The sequence below is a fragment of the Phyllobacterium myrsinacearum genome, from assembly GCF_014138285.1.
Classification (GTDB): domain Bacteria; phylum Pseudomonadota; class Alphaproteobacteria; order Rhizobiales; family Rhizobiaceae; genus Phyllobacterium; species Phyllobacterium myrsinacearum_A.
This window is the reverse complement of the sequence record NZ_JACGXN010000003.1, coordinates 51,866-77,145: the sequence shown is the minus strand read 5'-3', so window position 1 is coordinate 77,145 and position 25,280 is coordinate 51,866. Positions and strand designations below refer to the sequence as shown.

Here is a 25,280-nt window from a genome sequence, read left to right as displayed (position 1 = left end):
GGAAATGAATGCTCCATGGCGGATAAGGCCCTAATCCATTGGGAGGAGGCACATGCTCATTCGGCTGGTCAAACTGTTCCAATGTCCATGTATTTTTTACCCACTCACCCCAGCAAACTTCCGTCTGCGAGAGGTCCGATAAACGATGCCTCCTCGAGGGGTTTTGTATGAAAATCTGTTTGTTGGGGCAGTTTGGTAGCGGCAATACGGGGAATGACGGTTCTCTGGAAGCGATGCTGAATTTTCTGCGCTCCCTACCCCAGACTGCAGAACTCGTGTGCATCTGTTCCAATCCGGAACTTGTCGAGAAAGAGTACAATGTCAAATCCATCGGGATCAGCGGAATAGTCTTGCAGGGCAAGTGGTATATCCGCTTCAATACCTTGCTCGCAGACATTCCACGCCGAATTGCCAGTCTTTACATGCTTCTTGCAAGTCTGGGAGGGGTGGATCTTATGGTCATCCCCGGCACTGGAATATTGGATGATTTTCAAGAAACTCCGTTCGGCTGGCCCTTTGTCCTTTTCCGCTGGTGTCTGGCAGCCAGATTGCGCAGCACCAAGATCGCGTTTGTCAGTATCGGTGCCGGGCCGATCGAACATTCCTTGAGCCGCTGGTTTCTCCGCTCAGCAGCAAAAATGGCGCATTATCGGTCCTATCGGGATAAATACTCTTTGGCATACATGAAAAAGGCGGGTCTTCGCGTGGATCATGATTACCAGTTTCCCGATATTGCTTTCCGGCTTCCAGTGCCATCTTTACCCCGACCAGAGCATATTGGGGTGTTGACGGTTGGGGTCGGCGTTATGGATTATCGCGGGTGGTCCAAGGATGCGATATTTGGTGAAGCCATTAATCGTTTATACATCGGCAAGCTTGCATCATTTGTATGTTGGCTGCTCGAAGAAGGGCATGATGTCCGTTTGTTGACCGGTGATGAGCGGGATTGGCGAGCAGTTCGGGATATTATCGAGAAAGTTTCCGGTACGATGAGTGGAAATGCCATGGACCGGATCACTGTCGGGCGTGGTGCAACCCTGCACGAATTGATGAATGAGATGAGCAGGGTCAATATCGTGATCGCAACACGCTACCACAATATTGTCTGCGCTCTGAAGCTTGCCCGTCCCACTATCTCTCTGGGGTACGCTCAAAAAAATGATGAGTTGCTGGCACAGTTTGGCCAGCATTATTGCCAACATATCGAAACGTTCGATGTGGAGGTGCTGAAGGATCAAACCCGGGAGATATTGGCAGTCCTTGATGATGTGCACGTGCAATTGGCTACAAGAAACGTAACCGTTCAACAGGAACTGTCTGTCCAGGAACGATTGTTGAACGACAACGTGATCGATCCGCTGCGGACCGCATAAACCGGCATTTTCAGTGTGACGAGCGGGCTGATAACACAGATGTCCGCAAGCGATTGCCAAGTCTTCTCATACTGCTCCCTATCAGCGCTGATGTTTCTGTTCGTCGCATCAGGTAACTGAACGGGGGCAGGAATGCCGTTGAAGGCCGCAGGTTAATCGCATGGCGCAACAAATCCCGCGCACCTGGCTCGCCTCGGCAAAACTGCGCGATTGCCGACCAGTATGCTCTCTCATTCAACGCGTGGCGCGCGTGCCGAAAGAGTATGTCAGCATTGGCAAGATTTGCTCCGTCACTTTCAAAGAACGATCTGAACGCGGCCTCAAATTCGATGCTCCACTGTTTCAAGGTGCGAACAGAAGCGGACTGATTGACGCTGTGAACCCGCGCAACCGCCTGAATGGTTTGTGTCTGCGCGACAGAACCATGGAGCCCAAAGCGCAGCCACATTTCCAGATCATCGGTATGTGTCAGGGTAGGCTTGTAATGACCGACTTTCTTTTGAATTGCAGTTCGGACGATCACGGTAGGGCCGCTGATGAAATTTCTCCCGCTTCGGCAGACAGTTTCCACAAATGCCATTCCATCCTGCTTTGCCCAGGCCGCCGATGAAGGGGGGGCGGCAATTTGACCGCTGGGAAAGGCCGTTTCAGCCAGAAACAATGTCTTTCCGTGTGTCAGATGGACATCAGGATGCGTTTCCATCAGGGCCAGTGCACGGGGCAGGGCCCCCGGCGCCAGGTAATCATCTGAACAGAGGATCAGAAAATAATCCGACCGCGCCCAATCGATTCCATCGTTGAATGAAGCATGTGCGCCGCGGTTTTCAGCGCGCAAGAGCAGCTCGATTCTCGGATCCGTCTTTGCCAGTTCCCGAGCTATTGCTACGCTTTCGTCTGTAGAGGCATTGTCGATTACCAGAATGCGTAGTTCTTCAACGGGCTGACTTCGAATGCTGTCGATACAGCCGCGTAGATAGCGGCCGTAATTGTAGTTCGGTATGACAACATCGACGGATTTCATTGTCCGCAATCCACTTCTAAATCTGAGACGGTCGACCCGTTATTTGATCGCTACGGAGCTTTTCCTCGCCACAAGTGCAAACATTGCAATTCTCGCGAGGCCCTCCAGTTCGTCGAGGAAGGGGTGCTTGAGAATGAACAGCCCGGCAAGCCAGCCGATTGCCGAGAGGCAGCCGGCGATGCAGGCCTGCATGATCGACAGATCAAACTGAAAACCATTTACTGCAAGGACGATTAGCGGACCGGCGATTCCCCACGCGGTGATCAGGCCGCTTCTATACAAAACGTGAAATAATTCGCTCCATGCGAAAGGCACATGTCGCTTCACGTAGATCAGGGAAAGATACATCTGAAACGGCAGAACAATGAATTGGCTTCCGGCTAAGGCATACAACCCGAAAAAGCTGGCCGTGCAGATAACAAACATCGAGAGCCCCCTGCCAATGAAATTGGCTTCGAATGCTTCCCTGTTCGCTCCCATCGCAACCAGAACCGGAAATGTCAGAATATTCGGAAACCAGAAAAGGGCGGCGAGCGAGAATATCTGCACAAGAGGCGCAGCGCTTGTCCATGATGGCCCCAACGCAACATGGACAATAGGATAGGCAAGAATTGTCATGACAAGCGCTGCCGGCCAATAAAGGACCGTGATATAACTGATAATCCGAAGATAGGCTTTCTTGACGTTCCGGTTTGCTCTGACTTCAGCGGCAAATGCGGGAAAGGCGACCGAGAATATTGCGGAAAGCAGAACCTTGTCCGGCAGCCCGCAAACAAGGTTTGCCCGGTTGTATAGGCCGACAGCAGCCAAGGGCATGATCCTGCCGAGCACCAATTGGGGCAGAGCTTCGTAGGAGCGGTCCAGCAGTGTGGATGCCCCTTTGTAAGAGCCGAATGCAAAAGCCGATCGCCAGCTTGTGAGGCACGGCTTCAGCATCCAGAAGATGGGCTTGGCGTGAAAAGCAAAAAGTACCCTGACAATTGCCGATGCAAGCGTTCCCCAAGCGAACCCCATATATCCGAAACCCAATGTAACAAAAATGATGGTTACGACGGCATTTGTTATACTTCCAATTGCATTGATACGTGTCACCGCTCCAAATGTCAGATCGCGCCGCAGCAGCGCGACGATGGGGCATACAACGGAATCAACCACACCGGCGAATGCTAGTATTTTGATGAATGTGACCAGTTGAGACTGACCATAGAAACTGGACAGGAACGGGGAGGAGAAAAACAGAAAACATCCGATAATCATGGAAAAGCCAAATGTAAGTGTAAAGCTCGTCCTTACATCTTGGGCCGTCAGTGTTTCGCGCTGAATGAGGTACTCAGCCGTCACGAACTCCCGGAAAGTCAGCGCGATTGTGCCAATGCCCAAGCCGATTACGGCTATGCCTATCTCGTTGCTGTCAAGCAAACGCGACAGGACAGTGATCATCGCAATGCTGACGATCACTTGCGAATATTGCTCCAGTATTGCCATGAAGAACGCCCGGCGGACAGTGCTCACTCGTTGATCTCTTCTTGATTGCTGCGCTTGTTATTCGAGCGCTTTCGTATGGGTTGAGTTCCTGCCCTTCTGGCGATCACGCGGTCAGCAGTGAGCCTAGTCCTTTGCAAACGCAGGTTTAAGTTGACCATTCAGTTGGGGTGGCCCTAAGCCGTTTGGTGTAGGTACGGTAAGGATGGGGCGCAGGGGCAACCGATTGGGTGGCTTCCGGCGTTCGGAACTGTATGAAAGATAACGGAACTATATCGTTTTCATTGCCGGCGTCGAAAGCTTATCCGCTTTAGGATGTACCCCTTCTCCGTCAGTCCAATTATGAATCCAGTTCGTAACAATGCTAATGAAGCGGTTCGGATGGGTTTAAAGGCTCCAAGACTTTCATGATCGACGATGAACAGATACGTACAGAAATGATGGCGATGCAGTTCTGGCTTCGCGCGCTCTTTCTGCATGCTGCCACCGGAACGCGTCCCACATCTCACTCGGTCCAGGAACTTCTCAATGAGTTGAAAAATCTTGCACCGCAGGATGGCGGCAGCGGCCTTGCGCCGGCCGATTGGGATGACGAGCATCTCGCGCACTATCCCAGTTTTGAACGCGTTGGAATCAAGATTATTGAAACTCTGTTGAGTTTGGAGAAAAAGCTGAGTTCTTGAAACTATCGAACGAGCGAGGATGAAACTGTGGATCAAGTGGGATGCGTTGTTGCCGGCGGCGGCGTCATCGGAATTGCAATAGCCCGGGAACTTGCAAGGCGAGGTATCGAAACTCTGATTGTCGAGGAGTTTGGGTCTGTCGGAACCGGCACAAGTTCACGCAATTCCGGGGTCATCCATGCCGGTCTCTATTATCCAGAACATAGCCTGAAGGCGCGGTTTTGTGTGGAAGGCAATGCTGCGCTTTACAGGTTTGCCAGAGACTACGGGGTACCGCACAAACAATGTGGTAAATTAATTGTCGCCACGGATAATAAGCAGGTTCAGATTCTCACTCAGATTGCCGGCCGTGCAGCTGCTTGTGGTGTCAAGAATCTGCAATTCTTATCGAGGAGCGAAGCGCAGCTCCTTGAACCCGACCTTATGTGTACGGCCGCGATTATGTCTCCTTCAACCGGAATTATCGATTGCCATGCCCTGATGTTGGCCTTGCTGGGTGACGCCCAGGTGCATGGCGCCATGATCGCCTTCAATACGAAGGTGGAGTCTGTTGTCGCAAATAGTGACGGATTTGTCCTCGGGACAGTCGAAACGCAAAGCGGACGTCAATATGAATTTCAATCGGCTATGTTCATCAATGCCTGTGGATTGAATGCACCCGCGTTGGCCATGAGCATCGCCGCGTTACCAAAGAAAAACGTGCCCCAGTCTCGCTATGCCAAGGGAAACTATTTTTCGGTTCCGGGCACGGCTCCGTTCCGTCATCTGGTTTATCCGGTGCCCGAAATTGGAGGGCTGGGAATTCATCTGACTCTCGACTTGGCGGGGAGCATGAGATTTGGACCTGACGTCGAATGGATTAATGCCATCGACTATGCCGTGGATCCGGCGCGGGCAGGAGTTTTCTACGAAGCAATCCGAAAATATTGGCCATTGCTGCCGGACGGATGTCTCGAACCAGCCTATTGCGGTGTCAGACCGAAATTAAGCATTGCGGGAAGTGCTGTCACTGACTTCATGATTGAGGGGCCTGCATTGCATTCTGTCAAAGGGCTGGTGAATGTCTTCGGAATAGAAAGCCCTGGTCTCACGTCCTGCCTGCCGATTGCGCAATATGTGTCGGCGTTGGTGTGAAGGCTTGTGGGACATTTCCGGGAAGGCTTTCTGGCTACGTCCAACTTTCGTAGTATTTTTAAGTCATAAGTATATCTTTCCTCCAAGGGGCGTGTACTGCATAATTAAGCCATGATAAATGTCATCTATATTCAAAATGCAGCAATTACATGCTGACATTCTGAGAGAAAATTACCCTTATTTGATAAGGTCGATCAATTTCGACCAATCCAACATTGTGTTCACTGTGGTTTGTTGTCGGGAGCGGGTTATGCCCGGGGATGAGTATGCAACCTGGTGATCATAAAATGCATGATCAGGCATCTCATCGCCACCGATATTAGAATGAAGGAGCTTCATTGGTGCCTTTTCGAGTTCGACAAGATCATCGATCTAAATGCGGCATCAATTATTTCGTGCTGCAGCGATTTTGTTTTTTCTCGGTTGTTCTCGCAAATTCTCTTCACATACCCCTAATGACGGCTTTGCGAGGAGCCAGATGATGAACGATTTCAAAGACAGGGAAAGTGAAGCATCCGCCACGGAGAATGCGTCATCTGGTTTGGAGCGACGTCGATGGCCACGCCAGCCGGCAGCCCAGGATCGGCTCAATTCGTTTGAACCGCCTGCACTCAAGCCCCTGCATTTTTCAACCTTTCAATTGCCGCCCGAAGATCAGTTTGACGCCTGGAAAGAATATGTTTCAGGCGTAGTGGATGTTCGAATTCCTGATCAACAATCAACGTCGGCAGGCTTTCTGGCAGAACATACCGCCTGGAATCTTGGAGGCATGTTGATCGCAAAACAGCGTGTTCCGGGTCACAGCTACGCTCGTTCCGAGACCCGACATCGAACAAGTTCAATTGATCACTGGGTAATTGCGATCATGCGCAGCGGCCGCAGCTGGACAGAGATGAACGGTGCCGTCGTCGAGAATGAACCAGGCAAAGCGGTTATTCGGTCCCTTGGTTTCCCTTTTCGTGGAAGAGCCACCGATGCGGAAAGCTTGCAGCTTTATCTTCCGAGAGATGTATTCGCAGAAACGTTCAGCGGCCATAATATCAGAAACAATTCTCTGCTTTCCGGCAATTTAACCAGTCTTCTGGTTGAGTACGTTGTTGCGTTGGAAGGCCTGCTTCCGACATTGCGAACCGACGAACTGCCTGGTGTTGTTCGAATAGTTCAGTCGATGGTGACGACATGTCTTCTGGCCCTGACGGGGCAGGAACCCGTGTCCAATCGTCTGTTGGGAGCGGCATTGATTGAGCGTGCCCGCCACCATATTCAAATTAATCTTTATTCCGAGGATCTGTCGCCGGAGACGTTGTCCCGGGCTTTGGGAATATCCCGGACACATTTGTATCAATTGTTCGAGCCGAGTGGGGGTGTTCTCCATTATATTCAAAAACGTCGGCTTTTGTCCGCACATGCTGCACTTAGTGATCCAGCCAACAACCAGCAGATTTCCGATATCGGCCAAACGGTTGGATTCAGTTCAGCTGCTAATTTCAGCAGGGCTTTCAGCAAGGAGTTCGGCTATAGCCCAAGTGCGGCCCGCAGTGCGGCATCCTCGCAGGTTCCTGTCGCATCCAGCTCGCACTGGGATAAACAGGAAGGTACATTTGGAGACTGGCTCAAAGCGCTTGGCACATAGCCGATATCTGTACAGCTTCTCTTCGGATTCTGCATCGGCCAAACGAACAATGCCAGGTTCTCGAAGCAGATTGGTTCGAGTACCTGGCATTAAAATATCCCATATCCCGCTATCGAGCGGTTTCCTCCAAAAATTACTGTTAAACGTTCATGTGAATGGCTCACACACGTACGCCATGTATGCCGCTGATTTCAGCTGACGGTTTGTCTGGCACGCGCTGCAATTTTATTACGGGCTTCCTGGACAGGATCTGGTCTGTGGACAAAGCGGGGTGTAGCCAGGCGAAGAAGCGCCTTAAGGTGCTCCCGGCCGCCTTCATATCCGACGACCGGCGCGAAAGGTACCATGGTGGAGCGGGAGCCAGCGGGATAGAGGCGTGCAAATTCGGCGAAGTTCGTAAAAGTCTCATAATTACTGCTGCGGAGCAGGAATGTCTCGGCGGGAGCGCCCTCGGCCATGATCACTTCATGAGTATCGAGCACAATGTGGAAATATTCGATGATCTCTCGTTCATCGGGAAGGGCAGGCGCAATGGAAATACCATTGACTAGGTCTTTTGCGCGGATGAGGACGCCATCGATAAACAAGGCATGATTGGGAGAGAGATAAAGATCTGTGTGAGGTGTTCGTTGGTCGAGAGCCTGGCGTGAAATACGGATTGGCATCACGCTGTCGATCCAGGATGGGCTGTTCTTTTTGAAAACTTGGCGTCCGATCCATTTGACCGGCATTGCTTTGCCGCGCATTGTGCGAACAAGATCCCCTATTTGAAGATCCTCAATGCGAATCTCGCCTGCGGGGGTCGTAATCGACGTGCCCCGGAGAAAGCAATTCTGTCCATTGCCGCTGGTACCATTGCCCTCTTCCCACCATTTGGTTCCCATAGATTTCGCTGGCAAAGAAAATATCGTTGTCGCTAGAGCACCAATCGCAGTAACCTTGGCACCGGTTGAAAGCACGACGCCAAGAAAGTGACGCCTCGCGCGGCTGAGTGGCCGTTGCTGGTTTGTATCTGGTGACATAGTCCCCTCCATGGGTTCGCTGTGTGTGTTGATCCGAGTTTCCTTGTGATCAGCCTACATCAAAGCGTGACCAGAAAATCCTTGGATTTAGGCCGTTGATGAATGCTGAAATAGGTGTATTGAATCCGACAAAGTACACATGGCGGGTGCCAGCTCCATCCTTTTGGAGGACGGGTTGTACGTCTTAAGACGTGCCGACCATTCATCGATAGCCAATTGTTTACTCAAGGGTTGCGTGCTGACACTTGCAAGCATTCCGCCCGAACAGCTGAGAAGCTGTTCGGTGGATTTTCTGACATCGCAGCTGTACGCCCACTCAGCCATTATTGTAGATAGTGGCATCATGTCAGTGTAAAATGTCAAAAAAGTATCAATCGGATGTTGATGGCGTAGTAGCGGCTCACTTTATCTGCGCGTACACTTTGAGAATAGAAGAAGACGACCTCTGGGAGGAGGTACCAAAGCCAGATCAATTCTGGCCAGGTGAAGGGAGGGGCATTGATGAAGCCGGATCTGGAAGTCGTTGCGATCGGCAGTGGCGAGTCCTTCAAGGCGTGGGAGCATGGCTATCCCTATCGCACCGTTCGCTGGCATTTCCATCCCGAGTACGAAATCCATCATGTTGTGGCAACGACAGGTCAATACTTTGTCGGTGATTTCATCGGTGATTTTGAGCCCGGCAATCTCGTTCTTACCGGGCCGAACTTGCCTCACAACTGGGTGAGCGATGTTCCCGCGGGTGTGAGCCTGCCGCTGCGTGGCAGGGTGCTTCAATTCTCTGAGTCCTTTTTTGCTGAGGCAAGCAAGATATTTCCCGAGCTTTCGGCTTGCCAGGACATTCTGGAATTGAGCCGGCGCGGTGCACTGTTCACACCTGATACGGCGGCATTGGTCGGTCCGTTGTTGGGCGATCTGGTTGGTGCCACTGGAATTCGGCGCATCGAGCTGTTTATGGGGGTCCTCAACACACTGAGCCGGGCCCAGGGCACCCGCACGCTTGCCAATGCGCAATATCATCCCGATCCATCAGGATTTATGTCGGCGGGTGTGAACAGGGCGCTCTCCTACATCAATATGCATTTGACCGAGCCTTTCAATGAAAGCGACCTCGCTGCACTGAGCGGACAGAGCCAGAGTGCGTTCTCGCGCAGTTTTCGGCGTCACACAGGCATGGCGCTTGTAAAATACGTTAATCGGCTGCGGATCAATTTCGCCTGTCATCTTCTGATGAGCCAATCGGCGCTGTCGATAACTGACATCTGTTTTGCCGCAGGTTTTAATAATATTTCAAATTTCAATCGCCGGTTTCTGGAGCAGAAGGGCATGGCACCCACGCGCTTCCGGACACTGCTGGCGCAGAATTTAAGAGCGGTGGAGGCCGCGTAACGAGGGAGGACCGGGAGGAAAAACAGAATAGATCCAGGCATAAGCGGAACGGGACACACACGTATCCCGATAGGATTGCCTATGCCCAAAACTGGCGAACGGAAGCATCCAGAAAACCCGCGCCCGACGCCGGGATTTTACGTGCATCACATGAGCCTGCAGCCAGACACAACGAGCCTGCGGCTTTCATTACTCAATTGAATTGGAACGGAGAACTCCAATGACATCATTCGTATGGAAATTGACCGGCGCCGCGGTGCTGACCCTGGGACTGCTCAGCGGTACGGCTGCATTTGCGCAGTCCGCAAAGGTAACCGACGCGACCGTGGCTTTTCTGATGCCTGATCAGGCATCCACCCGATATGAGCAACATGATTATCCCGGCTTTGCCGCAGAGATGAAGAAGCTGTGTCCCGGATGCAAGGTAATCTACCAGAATGCCGATGCCGACGCGTCCCGTCAGCAACAGCAGTTTAATTCGGTTATCTCGCAGGGGGCGAAGGCAATTGTCCTTGATCCTGTTGACTCGACCGCAGCGGCCTCTCTGGTTAAGCTGGCTCAAAGCCAGGGCGTCAAGGTTATCGCCTACGATAGGCCGATTCCTTCAACACCAGCAGACTTCTACGTTTCCTTCAACAATGAAGGAATTGGCAAGGCGATCGCAGACTCGCTCGTGCAGCATCTCAAGTCGTTGAAAATTGAAGCTGGCGACGGTGGCCTGCTGCAGATCAACGGCTCGCCGACTGATGCAGCGGCCGGCCTCATCAAGAAGGGCATTCACACCGGCCTCGACACCAGCGGCTATCCGATCCTTGCGGAATACGACACTCCAGAATGGGCGCCGCCAAAGGCGCAACAGTGGGCCAGCGGTCAGATCACACGGTTTGGCAAGAAGATCCTCGGTGTTGTCGCGGCAAATGACGGCACTGGCGGTGGTGCAATCGCAGCCTTCAAGGCGGCAGGCGTCGATCCTGTTCCACCTGTTACCGGCAATGATGCGACGATTGCAGCGCTTCAGCTTATTGTTGCCGGCGATCAGTACAATACCATTTCGAAGCCGAGCGAGATTGTTGCTGCCGCTGCTGCCAATGTCGCTGTCCAGTTGCTTTCCGGTGAAACGCCAAAAGCTGAGACAACCCTCTACGATACACCCTCGCAGCTCTTCATTCCGGCGGTTGTTACGGCCGAGAACCTGAAGGCCGAGATCATCGACAAGAAGATCGTCACAGCCGCAGAACTCTGCACTGGCCGCTATGCGGAAGGCTGCAAGAAGCTCGGTATCAACTGACAATGTGAACATGATCTTCCGGTCATCCCATGGTGGTACCGGAAGATTATCCCTCTCTCGTCCCGCCCGGACCTATCGAAAGGCAGGCAGCATGACTGATATATCCGACGGAGCTGTTCCATCTGGCGAGCTCGTGCTTAGCCTGCGCGGCGTCTCCAAAAATTTTGGTGCGGTATCGGCATTGACCGATATTGATCTGGATGTTCACGCTGGCGAAGTCGTGGCGCTTGTTGGCGATAATGGCGCGGGCAAATCAACCCTCGTGAAAATCCTCGCGGGTGTCCATCAACCGACATCCGGCACGGTGACCTTTCGCGGCGCTCCCGTAACGCTCAGCAATCCGAGCACTGCACTCAATCTGGGTATTGCGACCGTGTTTCAGGATCTCGCTTTGTGCGAAAACCTTGACGTCGTCGCCAATATCTTCCTCGGCAGGGAACTCAACCCGCTGAAGCTCGATGAGACTGCCATGGAAGTGAAGGCGTGGACGCTGCTGAACGAGCTTTCCGCCCGTATTCCGAGCGTGCGTATTCCGATCGCATCGCTTTCAGGCGGGCAGCGCCAGACCGTTGCAATTGCCCGTTCGCTGCTGCTTGAGCCAAAGCTGATCTTGCTGGATGAGCCCACGGCAGCATTGGGTGTGGCGCAGACTGCTGAAGTACTGAACCTCATTGAACGTGTTCGCGATCGCGGTCTAGGCGTCGTCATGATCAGTCACAATATGGAGGATGTCAGAGCTGTCGCTGACCGGATTGTCGTTCTCAGACTCGGCCGCAACAACGGCGTTTTCTATCCAGATGCCTCCAATCAGGAACTGGTCGGGGCAATCACGGGCGCAGCGGATAACTCCGTTTCCCGAAGAGCAGGACGTCGTCAGGCGCAGTCTGACATTACGCAGGAGGGGCAGATATGACCGGTACTATCAAACAGGCACCACCGTTGCTGGATCGCAGCGACGTACGGGTGAAACATGAAACAGGTATCGGCGGCACGGTCAGCGCATTCTTCGAGCGCGTCCGCTCCGGTGATCTCGGTTCGCTGCCCGTTGTCGTCGGGCTTGCCATCATCTGGACCGTTTTTGCCAGCCTCAATCCGATCTTCCTGTCGAGCAACAATCTTGTCAATCTGCTCTTTGATGCTTCGACCGTGGGTGTGATATCGCTCGGCATCGTCTGCGTGCTGATGGTTGGTGAAATCGACCTGTCTGTCGGGTCGATCAGTGGTTTTGCTTCGGCGCTGGTTGGCACACTCTGGGTTAATCAGGGCTGGCCGGTGGCGCTCGCAATCGTTGCGGCTGTCGCAGTTGGCGGGCTTTTTGGCTGCCTCTACGCATTGCTGTTCAACCGTCTCGGCATGCCGAGCTTCGTTTCGACGCTTGCGGGTTTGCTCGCCGTGCTTGGAATGCAGCTTTATGTGCTGGGCTCGACCGGTTCGATCAATTTGCCATACGGTTCGCCCGTGGTGAACTTCGGTCAGCTATTGGTCATGCCGCATTACGTTTCCTATACGCTGGCAGCAATTCCCGGGATCGTCATGCTGGTGACGGGCTTTCGTACCATAGCCCGGCGCCGCGCGGCCAATCTGTCCGCACCGTCGGCCGGCAGCATCATTGTGCGCGCAGTCGCCATTACCCTCGTTCTCGAGCTCATTGTCTTCTACCTCAACCAGGATCGTGGCATTCCATGGATGTTCGGTCTGTTTGTCGGTCTTGTCATGACCATGAGCTACGCTCTCACGCGAACGAAATGGGGCCGCTCGATGACAGCAGTCGGTGGCAACCGGGAGGCCGCGAGGCGAGCTGGTATCAACGTACGGCGTATCTATACCAGTGCCTTTGTGCTCTGCTCGATGCTGGCGGCGTTCGGTGGTGTATTGGCCGCCGCCCGCCTGGCATCGGCCAGCCAGCAGGCCGGTACCGGTGACGTCAACCTCAACGCGATCGCGGCAGCTGTGATCGGCGGAACAAGCCTCTTTGGCGGACGCGGCAGCGCCTATTCCGCACTGCTCGGCATCGTTGTCATCCAGTCGATTGCCAACGGTCTGACGCTGCTCGATCTGTCATCGTCGCTTCGTTACATGATCACCGGTGCTGTTCTCGCCATTGCGGTCATTGTCGACTCGCTGGCTCGCCAATCACGGGTTTCGCACGGACGAGCCTGATATAATAACCAAGGTAGGAATTGATATGAGACAGGAACTTTCTGGAAAGGTCGCAGCCATTACCGGGGCCGCCTCTGGCATTGGACTTGAATGCGCCAAATCACTGTTGCAGGAAGGGGTCAGCGTCGTGCTTGTCGACAGATCCGAGGATGGACTGAAAAGCGCATGCGCGGACCTTGGACCTCAGGCATTTCCGTTGGTGGTCGATCTGACCAATTCTGCCAGCGTTGCAACGATGATGCCGCAGATTCTCGAGCGGTTTGGCAAGCTTGATATCTTCCATGCCAATGCCGGTTCCTATATTGGCGGCGACGTGGTGAACGGAGATCCCGATGCGTGGGACCGGATGCTCAACCTGAATATCAATGCGGCCTTTCGATCCGTTCAGGCGGTCTTGCCGCACATGGTGGAAAGGAAGTCCGGCGACATTATCATGACAAGCTCTATTGCCGGTCTTGTGCCGGTCGTGTGGGAACCGATCTACACGGCGTCGAAACACGCAGTTCAGGCTTTTGTCCACACGGTACGGCGTCAGGTTGCAAAACATGGCATTCGGGTGGGTGCGGTCGCTCCCGGCCCGGTGATTACCGCATTGATCAGTGATTGGCCGAAGGCGAAACTGGACGAGGCGATGGCATCGGGCGCTTTGATGGAGGCAACGGAAGTGGCAGACGCAGTTATCTTTATGCTCTCAAGGTCCAAAAACGTCACGATCCGCGATCTGGTTATCCTACCCAACAGCACGGATCTCTAGGCATGTCCCGTTTCTTTCTCGGTGTTGACGTGGGTACGGGCAGCGCCCGTGCGGGTGTGTTTGACAAGAATGGTCATTTGCTGGCGTCGGCGAAACGTCCGGTTACGATCTGGCATGAAGCTGGCAGTTTCGTTGAACAATCCAGTGAGCAGATATGGCGAGCTGTCTGTGACAGCGTGAGGGAAGCCGTCGCTTCAGCAGGTATTCCGGCAGCAGACATTGCCGGTATCGGCTTCGATGCAACTTGCTCTCTCGTTGCGGTCAAATCCGATGGCTCGCCTGTTGCTGTCGGCCCGTCCGGCGATCCTGATCGCAATATTATCGTCTGGATGGACCATCGTGCTGCCGATGAAGCAGCGGAAATCAATGCAGGCGATCATGACGTTCTGCGTTATGTCGGCGGGCGTATCTCGCCGGAAATGGAAACGCCAAAGCTGCTTTGGCTGAAGCGTCACCTCCCGGCCTCTTTTGCGGCCGTCGACCAATTCTTTGATCTTGCCGATTATCTGACTTGGCGTGCAACTGGCTCACTGAGCCGGTCGATCTGTACGGTTACCTGCAAATGGACATATCTTGCGCATGAGAAGCGCTGGGACGCGCGGTATTTCAGGGATATCGGGCTTGAGGAACTGGCCGCGGAAGGGTTTTCCAGAATTGGCACCGATATCGTCGAGCCCGGTAGCGCGCTGGCGAGCGGGCTGACTGTTGCGGCGGCGCACGAACTTGGGTTGAACCCCGGTATCGCTGTCGCAGCGGGGCTGATCGATGCCCATGCGGGCGGCGTGGGCACGCTTGGCGCCGCTGATGCCAACGACCTGTCCGATGTGCGGAGCAGGCTGGCCTATGTGTTTGGAACATCTGCCTGTTCAATGGCATCAAACGACAGTCCCGTTTTTGTCGACGGAGTATGGGGCCCCTATTATTCTGCCATGGTTCCCGGTCTCTGGCTGACTGAGGGTGGCCAGTCCGCTGCCGGTGCGGCTATAGATCATCTTGTGACGATGCATCCAGCTTCTTCGGAAGCCAAGGCGAAAGCAGAAGCGGCCGGTCTCACTCTCGTCGCATGGCTTGACGGCATGGCGACGGAATTGTCTCCTGATCTCACCCGTTCGGTCGAACTGGCAAAATCGATCCACGTCGTTCCGGAATTTCTGGGGAACCGTTCGCCCTATGCCGATCCTGATGCGCGGGCAGTCATTGCGGGCGTCGGACTTGAAACCGGCATAGCCGATTTGATCTCGCTTTATGTCGCTGGCCTCTGCGGAATCGGTTACGGTCTCAAACAGCTCCTGGAAAAGCTGGCCGAGGACAGCATCCAGCCGGACCTGATCATTGCGAGTGGCGGTGCGGCACAAAGCAATCTGGTGCGGCAGCTAATGGCCGACACAACCAATCTGCCAGTGGCAATTCCGGAGACAGACGAGCCGGTGCTGCTTGGAGCAGCAATGCTCGGAGCAACTGCCGCAGGGCAATACAACTCTCTGCGAGATAGCATGAAGGCCATGTCAAGCCTGTCGAAGGTATTCAGGCCTGCTGGCGGTTCAATCGAGACCCTTCATGCGTGTCGATACAGTGCATTTGAAGCCTTGCAATCAGCTGATCGGCACGTCCGTTCGCTCATGATGGATGCAACGACACCTGATCCGGATTTGTAGGTTCTCCGGCAGATCCGACGCGCGATCACGCGCGTCGGATCACCATTATAGCACGCTTCCTGTCAGAGAGGGCGGGCAGAACTGTTTCGCCGACGGGCAAACAGTCTGAACCAGGGCGCTGAGTGAAAGACGCTCATCAACACATACATGACCACCATTCCGCTGAATGGTGAGGCCGTTTGCGTGGCCGAACAGATCATGTTCGCATTGTCGGTAGAAGTGGCCAGCAGGGCCATGAGAGCGAAGGTCGGCGAGGCCGGGAGACACAGCCATTCGAATCCGCTGAAGACATTCTCCCGATTGCTCGGGCTCCCCGCGGATCCGCCTTCTGCGGGAGATGCTCTTTGCGCATGGTTGGAACGAGGAGACATCTTGGTTCAACCTTGATCGTACTTGTCGTGATGACGCCACCAGACACCGTTTTCGTTGCGCCCCATTGGCGCACGATCAAGCCATTGATACATGCCCCAGAGGCCATCCAGTCCACGCGCGTAGCTGGAATAGGTGTGGTAGACGGCACCATCCCTGAGCGCGAATGCGCTGAGGCCGGGCCTGTCCCGGGTGTATGTGGCTACATCAGTGCCTGTCATTGCGGCGATCTGGGCGACGGGGCCCTCGTTATCGGGCGTTTGCCATTCCTGTACAGTCCTGCCTGCCAGCGGCTCGGGTGCCGGTGCTTCGTGACGGAAATTGTATTCTATCCGGCCGTCGCGTTGCTCTTCAGCAGTAAACCAGACACTGAAATCGCGATTGAACTCACTGCTGAACGAGGACGCCCAGGGAAAGTCCCAGCCCATTCGTTGTTTGAACGCCTGCAGTTTTGCAAGCGGGGCTCGTGATACTGCTGAAAAGGCCACATCATGATTTTCCAGATGAACTGTGATTCCGTTGAATCCATCCGCAATGGCGGAGCAGGACGGGCATCCGGCGGCATAGTCGGGGCCGAACATGAAATGGTAGACGAGAAGTTGTGAACGGCCTTTGAAAAGGTCTGTCAGCAAGACACTCCCTTCATCTATATCAAACCGGTACTCCTTCTCCACCCGTACCCAGGGTAATTCCTGACGTTTCAGAGCCAATGCATCACTGCGCCGCGTCAGCTCTTTTTCGTCTTTAAGCAGATCTAGTCGGGCGCTCAGCCACTCGTCACGGGTTCCCGTCAGATGTGCTGTCATGGTTCTTCTCCTTCAGTTGTCCGTCGTCTACCATTGCGGATGCGACGTATTGATCCTGAAGCTTAAGGCCGGAGAACCAGAACATGGGAGTTACAAGTGTGACGGGATTGCCATGGACTCGCTGATCAACGCAGCAGCCCGTGCGCTTGCAGCGGGGGATCTCCTTGGCGCATTGAAGCGGGTTGCCTTGCGTGACGACGCGCCGGCACTCGCACTCAGAGGCATCGTGATGGCACAGCTCGGCGATTTCGTCCGTGCAAAAGCGTTGCTGAAAAGTGCTGCGCGTGCATTTGGTCCGCGAGAGGCAATGGCACGGGCACGATGTATTGTTGCCGAAGCGGAGATTGCGCTTGTCTCGCGGGACCTCTCCTGGCCGGCCAGATCACTGGATGCCGCACGGGCAACCCTGGAAGCGCACGGTGACGCCGTCAATGCCGCGCATGCGCGCAATCTCGAGGTGCGCCGCCTGCTGCTGATCGGTCGTCTGGACGAGGCAGAGAGTATGCTCGCTGCGCTTGACCCCACGCCCCTGCCGCCCGCATCAAGAGCTGCCCACGCACTGGTCGTCGCAGGTATCGCCATCAGGCGTCTGGATACGAAGGCAGCTCGCGCTGCTCTTGTGCGGGCTGGGCAAGCCGCGCTCCAGGCTGACATTCCGGTGCTGATGGCGGAGGTCGAAAGTGCGTCTCTTGTCCTGAGCACGACCGCAGCGCGGCTGATCGCTGGGGGTGAAGAACGCTCCTTGCTGCTTGCGGACGTCGAAGCGTTGCTGGCATCTGATACGCTGGTCGTCGACGCATGCCGCCATGTCGTACGCGCGCCCGGCTCGACCGTTTCATTGGCGAGGCGCCCGGTCCTGTTTGCGCTGGTCCGCACATTGGCTGAAGCGTGGCCCGCAGATGTACCCCGGAGCACCCTGATCGCAAGGGCCTTCAGAGGAAAATACGCCGATGAATCGCATCGTGCTCGGTTGCGTGTCGAAATAGGGCGGCTGCGCGCCGAGGTGGGGATGCTTGCTGACATCGGGGCGACAAAGCGCGGCTTTGCGTTGGAGCTTCGACAGCAAAGCCGGGTCGTCGTCCTTGCCCCGCCTTTTGAAGAACAGCATGCCGGTGTGCTCGCTCTTCTTGCTGACGGTGAGGCTTGGTCAAGTTCGGCGCTGGCAATAGCGCTTGACGCAAGTCCTCGCACCGTACAGCGGGCACTTGATCAGCTTGCAACGGCAGGGAAGGCGCAGTCGTTCGGTCGCGGGAGGTCGCTCCGCTGGATGACGCCGCCAGTTCCGGGTTTCCCGACGATCTTGTTACTCCCCGGGCCGCTCCCAAGTGAGTAGTATGGACGTATTGGAAATGATGAGGAGGATATCATGAAACATTCCACTGCCGAAATACTCTGTGAGTATGGACCTTTTCCGGGCGTTGACCGTGTAAACGGTGTCACATTCGATGGTCAGAACGTCTGGTTTGCGTCTGGTGACAAGTTGAATGCTCTTGATCCGGCAAGCGGCGAAACGGTTCGGTCGATTGATGTTGCCGCCCATGCCGGGACGGCCTTCGATGGACAGTACATCTACCAGATTGCCGAAGACCGGATCCAGAAAATTGATCCGAAGACAGGCGGTGTGCTGGCCACGATTCCGGCGCCGGGCAACGGCGGCGATTCCGGCATGGCCTGGGCGGAAGGCACGCTCTGGGTGGGTGAGCATCGAGGCCGCAAGATCCATCAGATCGATCCCCAGACAGGGACCATTCTCCGTACCATCGAATCCAAGCGCGTCGTTACGGGCGTCAGCTGGGTCGATGGTCAACTCTGGCACGGCACCTGGGAAGGTGATGACAGTGATCTCAGGCGGATTGATCCGGATACCGGAGAGGTCCTCGTGACGCTCGATATGCCGGCAGGGATGGGGGTCTCAGGACTGGAGTCTGATGGCGGGGATCGGTTCTTTTGCGGGGGAGGAAGCAGTGGCACGGTGCGTGCAGTTCGTCGGCCCGGTTAGACCGTCACTGCCGGAACATCAAACACGTTGAGGGCCGGCAATGATTTTCGCGTTCACGCTTGTCTACAGGCGCGTCAGTTATTCCACGTACGTTCGAGGACACGAATCCAGTTCTCGTGGCAGATTTTCCCGAGAGCTTCGTCATCATATCCGGATTGACGCAGAGCTGTAATGAGCAACTGCAAATCGCCGGCATCACGCATGGAGGCCGGAATGGTTGTGCCATCAAAGTCTGATCCAAGAGCGATATGATCAATCCCGATACGATTGACGATGTAATCGATGTGCCTCACCAATTCGCTCAAATCGGTATCAGGATTTTTAACGCCGTCCTGGCGCAGGAACAGCACGCCAAAATTCAGACCGGCCAGCCCGCCGGTATCACGGATCGCGTCCAGCTGACGATCCGTTAAGTTGCGGCTGTGCGGGCAGAGCGCATGAGCATTTGAGTGAGAGGCCACAAGCGGTGCGTCGGATATCGCTGCAATATCCCAGAAGCCCTGCTCGTTCATGTGGGAAAGGTCGACCATTATACGGAGCTCATTGCACGTCCGGACCAGTTTTCTTCCATGATCGGTCAGACCCGGTCCGATATCCGGCGAGCTGGGGAAGCGAAAGGGCACGCCATAGGCGAAAATGTTCGGGCGGCTCCAAACAGGGCCGAGTGTGCGTAAACCCGCCTGATGCAGGACGTATAAAGCATCAAGATCAGGGCCTATTGCTTCGGCCCCCTCGATGTGAAGCACGGAGGCGAATGCGCCGCGTTCCATCGCCCCGCGAATATCATCGGCAGTGCGGCAGATATGCAGACGACCTCCCGCTTGTTGTTCTATACGGGCCAGAAGAGCCGCCATGCCCAGAGTAGTGCGCAGCGCGCTTGCCATTTCGGGAGTGCAGTAATCACCGTTTGCATCTTTCTTCTGGGACGGTGTCGGAACGTACATCGCGCACAGTCCACCTGCCAATCCGCCTTTGCGTGCTTTCGGCAGATCGATATGTCCGGCTTTCTCACCCTCGATGAACCGCTTTTCCGGCAAAGGCTCGCTCGACAGCCAGAGGCGGAGCAGGACATCATTGTGCCCGTCGAAAACAGGGACGATTGAATCGGTTGTCATTGGTCAGGAAGCCTTGGTGCATTTAAGGGGAGCGGGAGTGAGTCCCGATGATGGACCAGTTTTGAACCGAATGCCTGCAAATGGCAAATGCGTTTTCGGTCAATTTCCATGCTGACCATGCATCACCACGTATCAATCGGGCCTGCGCGCGAACTGCATGCATAGTGTGCATAGGTACTGCCAAAATAGGCATTGGCTGCCTGTTCTGTTGGCGTGGTAGAGCCTGCTTAAAAAAATGACACGCAACAAATTTGGGCGGCAGGTCAGTCAGACTCGTCCGGGAACATAAGAACAATTGGCAAAAGGGGCCCGCAATATGATCTCAAGACGCAATCTATTGATTGGCGGAGCAGCAGTACCGTTTCTATCCTATCTTAATCTGACGCACGTGTTTGCCGATACACCCAAGGATATTCTTGTGGTCGCTCAGCAGATCGACAACATGACCAGCCTTGATCCCCATGAGAGCTTTGAGGCCGTTGGCAGCGAGATTGCCGGGAACATCTATCAGAAACTCGTACATCCCAATCTTGAAAATGCCGATCAGGTTGATGGCGGTCTGGCGGAATCCTGGGAGGCTGACGCCGGCGGTACTATGTTCACGTTCAAGATGCGTGCTGGAACAAAGTTTGCCAGTGGTGCACCGGTAACAGCTGAAGACGCGGCATTTTCGTTGCAGCGCGCCGTGAAAATGAACAAGGGACCCGCATTCATTATCACGCAGTTTGGCTTTACCCCCGAGAACGTAGAGCAACGTATTGCGGCGGTCGATGAGAAGACGTTGAAGATCACCGTAGAGAACCCTGTTTCTCTGTCCTTCCTGCTCTATTGCCTCTCTGCCAATGTTGGCAGCATCGTGGAAAAAAAGATCGTTCTGGAAAACGCGGTGGCCGATGACTTCGGTAATGGATGGTTGCAGAAGAACAGCGCAGGGTCGGGTGAATGGACGCTTGTTGCCTGGAAGCCCAGCGAAAGTGTCACGCTCAAAGTGAATCCGGAAGGTGGCTATAAAGGCAATATCAAGCGGATCATTCTGCGGCATGTGGTTGATCCGTCATCACAACTGCTGATGCTGCAGAAAGGTGACGCCGATATCGCTCGTAACCTGACAACCGAGCAGCTCCGCAAGCTTCAAGGCGATGACAGCTATACGCTGGTACAGAAGGGCGTCGCGTCGCTGGTTCTCATTTCGCTTAATCAGAAGAACCCTGATCTGGCCAAGCCTCAGGTGTGGCAAGCGGTCAAATGGGCGATCGACTATAAGGGTATCCAGGAGAATATTGTTCCTCTGACGCATAAGATCCATCAGAGCTTCCTGCCCGAGGGCTTTCCTGGTGCCGTGAACGATACGCCGTTCCAGAAGGACGTCGAAAAGGCCAAGGCACTCATGGCCGAGGCAGGCCTTGCCGGCGGTTTTGATATTGTCATGGACCATTATTCGGCCCAGCCCTATCCGGATATTGCGCAGGCTCTTCAGGCGAACCTTGCCGAAATCGGCATCCGTGTTCAGCTACAGGCGGCCGAGAACCGCCAGGTTTTGACCAAGATGCGCGCCCGTGAACATCAGATGGCTCTATCAGCCTGGGGTTCGGATTATTTCGACCCGCATGCGAATGCCGATGTCTTCAATATCAATCTCGATAACTCGGACAACGCAAAAACCAAGCCGTTCCTCTGGCGCTCGTCCTGGCAGGATGCGGAAATGACCAAGAAGGCCGAGGAAGCCCGTGATGAGAAGGATCCGCAGAAGCGTATCCAGCTCTATGAGGCGCTGCAGAAGGCGCATATGGAGCACAGTCCGTTTGCTTTAATGCTGCAAGCAACAACGACGGCAGCCTGCCGCAAGAGTGTTTCGGGCATGCGCCTGGGAACATTGTCTGACTCCCACTCCTATGCAGGGATAGCAAAGGTTTGAACGCGCGGATAAAAAATCTGTCCAGCCTTCTCGGCAGTGTTTTCCTGACACTGCTCGGGTTGACGGTGATCACATTCATGATCGGCCGCGTCATGCCGGTCGATCCTGTGATCGCCGCCGTTGGCGACAATGCGCCCGAGGCTGTCATTGCCCGGGCGCGGATCGAAATGGGACTGGATCAGCCGGTGGTGATCCAGTTCCTGCATTATCTCGCGCAAATCGTCCAGGGTGATCTCGGCAAATCCATCCTGACCCGAAATCCCGTCGCAACAGACATCGCCCGTTATTTTCCAGCTACGCTGGAGCTGGCAACCGCGGCGCTTATTCTTGCCGCCGTGATCGGTATTCCGCTTGGCGTCTGGGCAGCGGTTCGGCAGGGAAGCTATGTCGACCAGACCATCCGCGTGATCTGCCTCGCCGGTCATTCGGTTCCGGTTTTTGTGCTGGCAATGATCTCGCTGCTGGTGTTCTACGCCGTTCTTGGCATTGCGCCGGGGCCGGGACGTCAGGATATCATTTTCCAGGATATGGTGCCGCATATCACCGGCATTCTGACAATCGACTCCCTGATAGCGGGGGATTGGGACGCATTCCACGACGCCCTCGTCCATATGATACAGCCCGTCTGTATTCTTGCTTACTTCAGTATGGCCTACATCACCCGAATGACACGCGCGTTTATGCTGGACGCGCTCAAGGGCGAGTTCATAATTACCGCACGGGCCAAGGGGCTTTCTGCCGTAGCCGTTGTCTGGAAACATGCCTTTCCGACTGTCGCAGTCCAGCTCGTGACGGTTCTCGCGCTTACCTATGCAGGATTGCTGGAAGGCGCCGTTGTCACTGAAACTGTGTTCAGCTGGCCGGGCCTTGGGCAGTATCTGACCATCTCGCTGATGAATGCGGACATGAACCCGGTTGTGGGTGCAACACTCCTGATCGGCCTGATTTATGTCGTTCTCAACCTGCTCGCCGATACCTTATATAAACTGCTGGATCCACGCGTCCGATGATACAGACATCTTTTCGTAACTGGGCGCTGGATGAAACTCCGGCCTCCCGCTCGCAAGCCAACTGGGGGCGCAGATACCGCATTTGGCTGAGCCTGAAGTCCAACCCTTTGGCAATGATCGGCCTCGGCATCATCCTTCTGTTTGCCTTGCTGTCCCTGTTCGCACCCTTGATAGCGCCCTATGATCCAAGCCTGCAGAACCTGGGCAACAGGTTGGCTCGTCCCTCCGCAGGACATTGGTTCGGAACGGACGAACTGGGGCGGGATATTCTGTCCCGCATCCTGTTTGGCGGCCGGGTCACGCTTGGAATGGTGGTATCGGTGGTTGCCGTGGTTGCGCCCATAGGTCTGGCCGTGGGTTGTGTTGCCGGATATATGGGCGGCGTGGTTGATTCTGCTCTCATGCGGATCACCGATGTCTTTCTCGCATTTCCGCGTCTCATTCTCGCTCTGGCCTTCGTAGCTGCACTGAAGCCGGGTGTGGAAAGCGCGATCCTTGCGATCGCCCTGACAGCTTGGCCGCCCTATGCCCGGCTTGCGCGGGCGGAAACCATGACAATCCGCAACACCGATTATGTCGCGGCGTATCGTCTGACCGGTGCATCACGCTGGCGGATCATGTTGCGCCATATTGCGCCGCTATGTGTACCGAGCCTGATTGTGCGCACAACACTCGATATGAGTTCGATCATCATTACTGCAGCCAGTCTCGGCTTTCTCGGCATGGGCGCGCAGGCGCCATCCCCGGAGTGGGGAGCCATGATTGCCACGGCCAAACGCTTCATCTTCGAACAGTGGTGGGTTGCCACAATCCCGGGAATAGCGATCTTTATGGTATCGCTCGCCTTCAACTTTCTGGGTGACGGCCTGCGCGACGTCCTCGATCCGAAGCAGAATTAGGAAATACGATGCTGGTCGATATCAAGAACCTTCGTATTGCCTTTGAAACGCGAACAAGTCGGTTCGAAGCAGTGCGTGGTGTTTCCATGCAGCTTGGTACTGAAAAACTCGGTATCGTGGGTGAAAGCGGATCAGGCAAATCCTTGACGGCCCGCGCCTTGATGAAGCTGTTGCCGAACAATGCAAAAATTGAAGCAGATACGCTTTCATTCGACGGTATTGATATTCTCGGGGCTTCAGAACGGGGCATGCGGCAGATCCGTGGAAAACGCGCCGGCTTTATTCTTCAGGATCCCAAGTATTCGCTCAATCCTGTGAAAACGGTTGGCAGCCAGATTGCAGAATCGTGGCGCACGCACAAGAAGGGCAGCAGGAAAGAGGCAGCAGAAGCTGCCATTGAGTTGCTGGATCAGGTCATGATCCGCAACCCGCGTAAGGTGGCGGCTGCGTACCCGAACGAGATTTCCGGCGGGATGGGCCAACGCGTCATGATTGCCATGATGCTGGCGCCTGATCCGGAGTTGTTGATTGCCGATGAACCAACCAGTGCACTTGATGCGACCGTGCAGGCGGAGATTCTTCGTCTCATTGATGATCTGGTGTCGCGCCGGGGAATGGGTCTCATCCTGATCAGCCATGATCTTCCCCTCGTCTCGCATTTTTGTGACAGGGTGGCTGTCATGTATTCAGGCAGGGTCGTGGAAGAACTGAAGGCTTCCGAGCTTGTGAAGGCACAGCATCCCTATACAAAGGGCTTGTTGAATTGCATGCCTTCCCTGATGCACCCCAAGGAAAGACTTCCCGTTCTCAATCGCGATGCAGCGTGGCTCAATCCATGATCAAGGTCGATCAACTCAGAATCTCATTCGGTACGCATGAAGTCGTCCGGGGCGTTTCCTTTGATGTTCCCAGGGGTGGCAGCTTCGGCATTGTCGGCGAGAGCGGATCGGGAAAATCCACTGTCCTGCGCGCAATGGCCGGCCTCAATGAAGACTGGAGCGGGCGCATTGCATTTGATGGAAACAGTGCGCCGCTGAAACGTCCTCCGGTATTTTTTCGCCAGGTACAGATGGTGTTTCAGGATCCTTTCGGCTCGCTGCACCCACGTCAGACTGTTGATCGGATTCTCAGTGAACTCCTGCTGGTGCACACACTCCCGGATATCGAAAAGCGCATAAAGCAGGCGCTGTCAGATGTGGCTTTGCCACAGACAGTTCGTTTTCGTTATCCGCATCAGCTGTCTGGTGGACAGCGCCAGCGCGTTGCAATTGCCCGTGCATTGATCGCCGAACCGCAGATATTGCTGCTGGATGAACCAACCAGTGCACTTGACGTTTCGGTACAGGCAGAAATTCTCAATCTGCTGGCTGACCTGAGGCAGGCGAGGAATTTGACCTATGTTCTGGTCAGCCATAATCTGGCGGTCATAGCCCATCTGTGCCCGCAACTTGGTGTTATGCTGAACGGAGAAATGGTCGAGCAGTTGAGCACGGATGATCTTCGCGCCGGGCGCACGAAACATGCGCATACCGCTGATCTTCGCACGTTGAGCATCAATCTTGAAGAACCGGCCTAA

General features: G+C 54.8%; 22 protein-coding genes. 17 read left to right on the top strand and 5 right to left on the bottom strand.

Features of this window, described 5'->3' with window-relative positions:
• Positions 1 to 167 precede the first annotated feature (167 nt).
• Positions 168 to 1,373: a polysaccharide pyruvyl transferase family protein gene (locus FHW16_RS12675; RefSeq protein ID WP_182549585.1), complete on the top strand. Its 1,206-nt coding sequence runs from the start codon at positions 168 to 170 to the stop codon at positions 1,371 to 1,373.
• A 10-nt stretch (positions 1,374 to 1,383) separates the two neighbouring features.
• Here the strand turns inward: FHW16_RS12675 and FHW16_RS12670 are convergent, their stop codons facing one another.
• Together FHW16_RS12670 and FHW16_RS12665 are read right to left on the bottom strand one after the other, a co-directional pair.
• A complete protein-coding gene (locus FHW16_RS12670; protein WP_182549584.1) occupies positions 1,384 to 2,394 on the bottom strand; it encodes a glycosyltransferase family 2 protein in 1,011 nt (336 codons plus the stop codon).
• A 39-nt stretch (positions 2,395 to 2,433) separates the two neighbouring features.
• The gene (locus tag FHW16_RS12665; RefSeq protein WP_182549583.1) at positions 2,434 to 3,906 is read right to left on the bottom strand and encodes an oligosaccharide flippase family protein; all 1,473 of its coding nucleotides are present in this window, start codon (positions 3,904 to 3,906) and stop codon (positions 2,434 to 2,436) included.
• 377 nt (positions 3,907 to 4,283) lie between these two features.
• On the opposite strand from FHW16_RS12665, the gene FHW16_RS12660 reads away from it, so the two are divergent.
• The 3 genes from FHW16_RS12660 (at position 4,284) to FHW16_RS12650 (ending at position 7,326) form a co-directional block, all read left to right on the top strand.
• Positions 4,284 to 4,559, top strand: coding sequence for a hypothetical protein (locus FHW16_RS12660; protein WP_182549582.1), 276 nt, complete (start codon positions 4,284 to 4,286; stop codon positions 4,557 to 4,559).
• 27 nt (positions 4,560 to 4,586) lie between these two features.
• On the top strand, positions 4,587 to 5,693 hold the full coding sequence (locus FHW16_RS12655) for an FAD-dependent oxidoreductase (RefSeq protein WP_182549581.1): 1,107 nt from the start codon (positions 4,587 to 4,589) through the stop codon (positions 5,691 to 5,693).
• A gap of 478 nt (positions 5,694 to 6,171) precedes the next feature.
• Positions 6,172 to 7,326, top strand: a complete 1,155-nt coding sequence (locus tag FHW16_RS12650) for a helix-turn-helix domain-containing protein (RefSeq protein WP_246711742.1) — start codon at positions 6,172 to 6,174, stop codon at positions 7,324 to 7,326.
• 191 nt (positions 7,327 to 7,517) lie between these two features.
• Here FHW16_RS12650 and FHW16_RS12645 read toward each other — a convergent pair whose 3' ends face one another.
• Entirely contained in the window at positions 7,518 to 8,348 is an 831-nt protein-coding gene (locus FHW16_RS12645) for a Hint domain-containing protein (protein WP_182549579.1), read from the bottom strand.
• A 501-nt stretch (positions 8,349 to 8,849) separates the two neighbouring features.
• Between FHW16_RS12645 and FHW16_RS12640 the strand changes: the two genes are divergently transcribed.
• From FHW16_RS12640 to FHW16_RS12615, 6 genes are all read left to right on the top strand, one after another.
• Positions 8,850 to 9,734 (top strand): AraC family transcriptional regulator, encoded by an 885-nt coding sequence (locus FHW16_RS12640; RefSeq protein ID WP_182549578.1) that lies wholly within the window; start codon positions 8,850 to 8,852, stop codon positions 9,732 to 9,734.
• Between the two features lie 220 nt (positions 9,735 to 9,954).
• The gene (locus tag FHW16_RS12635; RefSeq protein ID WP_182549577.1) at positions 9,955 to 11,022 is read left to right on the top strand and encodes an ABC transporter substrate-binding protein; all 1,068 of its coding nucleotides are present in this window, start codon (positions 9,955 to 9,957) and stop codon (positions 11,020 to 11,022) included.
• A gap of 91 nt (positions 11,023 to 11,113) precedes the next feature.
• Entirely contained in the window at positions 11,114 to 11,935 is an 822-nt protein-coding gene (locus FHW16_RS12630) for an ATP-binding cassette domain-containing protein (protein ID WP_182549576.1), read from the top strand.
• A complete protein-coding gene (locus FHW16_RS12625) occupies positions 11,932 to 13,182 on the top strand; it encodes a sugar ABC transporter permease (RefSeq protein ID WP_182549575.1) in 1,251 nt (416 codons plus the stop codon). Before FHW16_RS12630 ends, FHW16_RS12625 begins: the two co-directional genes overlap by 4 nt.
• Before the next feature lie 25 nt (positions 13,183 to 13,207).
• Complete coding sequence (locus tag FHW16_RS12620; protein WP_182549574.1) at positions 13,208 to 13,936, top strand: SDR family oxidoreductase; 729 nt, start codon at positions 13,208 to 13,210, stop codon at positions 13,934 to 13,936.
• 2 nt (positions 13,937 to 13,938) lie between these two features.
• Positions 13,939 to 15,591: an FGGY-family carbohydrate kinase gene (locus FHW16_RS12615; RefSeq protein ID WP_182549573.1), complete on the top strand. Its 1,653-nt coding sequence runs from the start codon at positions 13,939 to 13,941 to the stop codon at positions 15,589 to 15,591.
• Positions 15,592 to 15,968: 377 nt separating this feature from the next.
• Here FHW16_RS12615 and FHW16_RS12610 read toward each other — a convergent pair whose 3' ends face one another.
• The gene (locus FHW16_RS12610; RefSeq protein WP_182549572.1) at positions 15,969 to 16,766 is read right to left on the bottom strand and encodes a DUF899 domain-containing protein; all 798 of its coding nucleotides are present in this window, start codon (positions 16,764 to 16,766) and stop codon (positions 15,969 to 15,971) included.
• A gap of 112 nt (positions 16,767 to 16,878) precedes the next feature.
• On the opposite strand from FHW16_RS12610, the gene FHW16_RS12605 reads away from it, so the two are divergent.
• Positions 16,879 to 18,099, top strand: coding sequence for a helix-turn-helix domain-containing protein (locus FHW16_RS12605; RefSeq protein WP_182549942.1), 1,221 nt, complete (start codon positions 16,879 to 16,881; stop codon positions 18,097 to 18,099).
• Positions 18,100 to 18,132: 33 nt separating this feature from the next.
• Positions 18,133 to 18,765, top strand: a complete 633-nt coding sequence (locus FHW16_RS12600) for a Vgb family protein (protein ID WP_182549571.1) — start codon at positions 18,133 to 18,135, stop codon at positions 18,763 to 18,765.
• Positions 18,766 to 18,839: 74 nt separating this feature from the next.
• Here FHW16_RS12600 and FHW16_RS12595 read toward each other — a convergent pair whose 3' ends face one another.
• Entirely contained in the window at positions 18,840 to 19,880 is a 1,041-nt protein-coding gene (locus FHW16_RS12595; RefSeq protein ID WP_182549570.1) for a dipeptidase, read from the bottom strand.
• 316 nt (positions 19,881 to 20,196) lie between these two features.
• Between FHW16_RS12595 and FHW16_RS12590 the strand changes: the two genes are divergently transcribed.
• From FHW16_RS12590 to FHW16_RS12570, 5 genes are read left to right on the top strand one after another with little or no spacing between them, the layout of a single operon-like run.
• Entirely contained in the window at positions 20,197 to 21,795 is a 1,599-nt protein-coding gene (locus FHW16_RS12590; RefSeq protein ID WP_182549569.1) for an ABC transporter substrate-binding protein, read from the top strand.
• Positions 21,792 to 22,805, top strand: a complete 1,014-nt coding sequence (locus tag FHW16_RS12585) for an ABC transporter permease (RefSeq protein ID WP_182549568.1) — start codon at positions 21,792 to 21,794, stop codon at positions 22,803 to 22,805. The genes FHW16_RS12590 and FHW16_RS12585 overlap by 4 nt, the downstream gene beginning before the upstream one ends.
• Entirely contained in the window at positions 22,802 to 23,704 is a 903-nt protein-coding gene (locus FHW16_RS12580; RefSeq protein ID WP_182549567.1) for an ABC transporter permease, read from the top strand. Before FHW16_RS12585 ends, FHW16_RS12580 begins: the two co-directional genes overlap by 4 nt.
• 8 nt (positions 23,705 to 23,712) lie before the next feature.
• Positions 23,713 to 24,543 (top strand): ABC transporter ATP-binding protein, encoded by an 831-nt coding sequence (locus FHW16_RS12575; RefSeq protein WP_182549566.1) that lies wholly within the window; start codon positions 23,713 to 23,715, stop codon positions 24,541 to 24,543.
• Positions 24,540 to 25,280, top strand: coding sequence for an ABC transporter ATP-binding protein (locus FHW16_RS12570; RefSeq protein ID WP_182549565.1), 741 nt, complete (start codon positions 24,540 to 24,542; stop codon positions 25,278 to 25,280). Before FHW16_RS12575 ends, FHW16_RS12570 begins: the two co-directional genes overlap by 4 nt.

Coding starts and splice junctions, on each gene's coding strand:
- FHW16_RS12610 (WP_182549572.1), bottom strand. CDS start 16,766: ATGACAGCACATCTGACGGGAACCCGTGACGAGTGGCTGAGCGCCCGA.
- FHW16_RS12645 (WP_182549579.1), bottom strand. CDS start 8,348: ATGTCACCAGATACAAACCAGCAACGGCCACTCAGCCGCGCGAGGCGT.
- FHW16_RS12575 (WP_182549566.1), top strand. CDS start 23,713: ATGCTGGTCGATATCAAGAACCTTCGTATTGCCTTTGAAACGCGAACA.
- FHW16_RS12650 (WP_246711742.1), top strand. CDS start 6,172: ATGATGAACGATTTCAAAGACAGGGAAAGTGAAGCATCCGCCACGGAG.
- FHW16_RS12600 (WP_182549571.1), top strand. CDS start 18,133: ATGAAACATTCCACTGCCGAAATACTCTGTGAGTATGGACCTTTTCCG.
- FHW16_RS12660 (WP_182549582.1), top strand. CDS start 4,284: ATGATCGACGATGAACAGATACGTACAGAAATGATGGCGATGCAGTTC.
- FHW16_RS12635 (WP_182549577.1), top strand. CDS start 9,955: ATGACATCATTCGTATGGAAATTGACCGGCGCCGCGGTGCTGACCCTG.
- FHW16_RS12620 (WP_182549574.1), top strand. CDS start 13,208: ATGAGACAGGAACTTTCTGGAAAGGTCGCAGCCATTACCGGGGCCGCC.
- FHW16_RS12640 (WP_182549578.1), top strand. CDS start 8,850: ATGAAGCCGGATCTGGAAGTCGTTGCGATCGGCAGTGGCGAGTCCTTC.
- FHW16_RS12605 (WP_182549942.1), top strand. CDS start 16,879: ATGGACTCGCTGATCAACGCAGCAGCCCGTGCGCTTGCAGCGGGGGAT.
- FHW16_RS12615 (WP_182549573.1), top strand. CDS start 13,939: ATGTCCCGTTTCTTTCTCGGTGTTGACGTGGGTACGGGCAGCGCCCGT.
- FHW16_RS12570 (WP_182549565.1), top strand. CDS start 24,540: ATGATCAAGGTCGATCAACTCAGAATCTCATTCGGTACGCATGAAGTC.
- FHW16_RS12675 (WP_182549585.1), top strand. CDS start 168: ATGAAAATCTGTTTGTTGGGGCAGTTTGGTAGCGGCAATACGGGGAAT.
- FHW16_RS12630 (WP_182549576.1), top strand. CDS start 11,114: ATGACTGATATATCCGACGGAGCTGTTCCATCTGGCGAGCTCGTGCTT.
- FHW16_RS12625 (WP_182549575.1), top strand. CDS start 11,932: ATGACCGGTACTATCAAACAGGCACCACCGTTGCTGGATCGCAGCGAC.
- FHW16_RS12670 (WP_182549584.1), bottom strand. CDS start 2,394: ATGAAATCCGTCGATGTTGTCATACCGAACTACAATTACGGCCGCTAT.
- FHW16_RS12590 (WP_182549569.1), top strand. CDS start 20,197: ATGATCTCAAGACGCAATCTATTGATTGGCGGAGCAGCAGTACCGTTT.
- FHW16_RS12580 (WP_182549567.1), top strand. CDS start 22,802: ATGATACAGACATCTTTTCGTAACTGGGCGCTGGATGAAACTCCGGCC.
- FHW16_RS12595 (WP_182549570.1), bottom strand. CDS start 19,880: ATGACAACCGATTCAATCGTCCCTGTTTTCGACGGGCACAATGATGTC.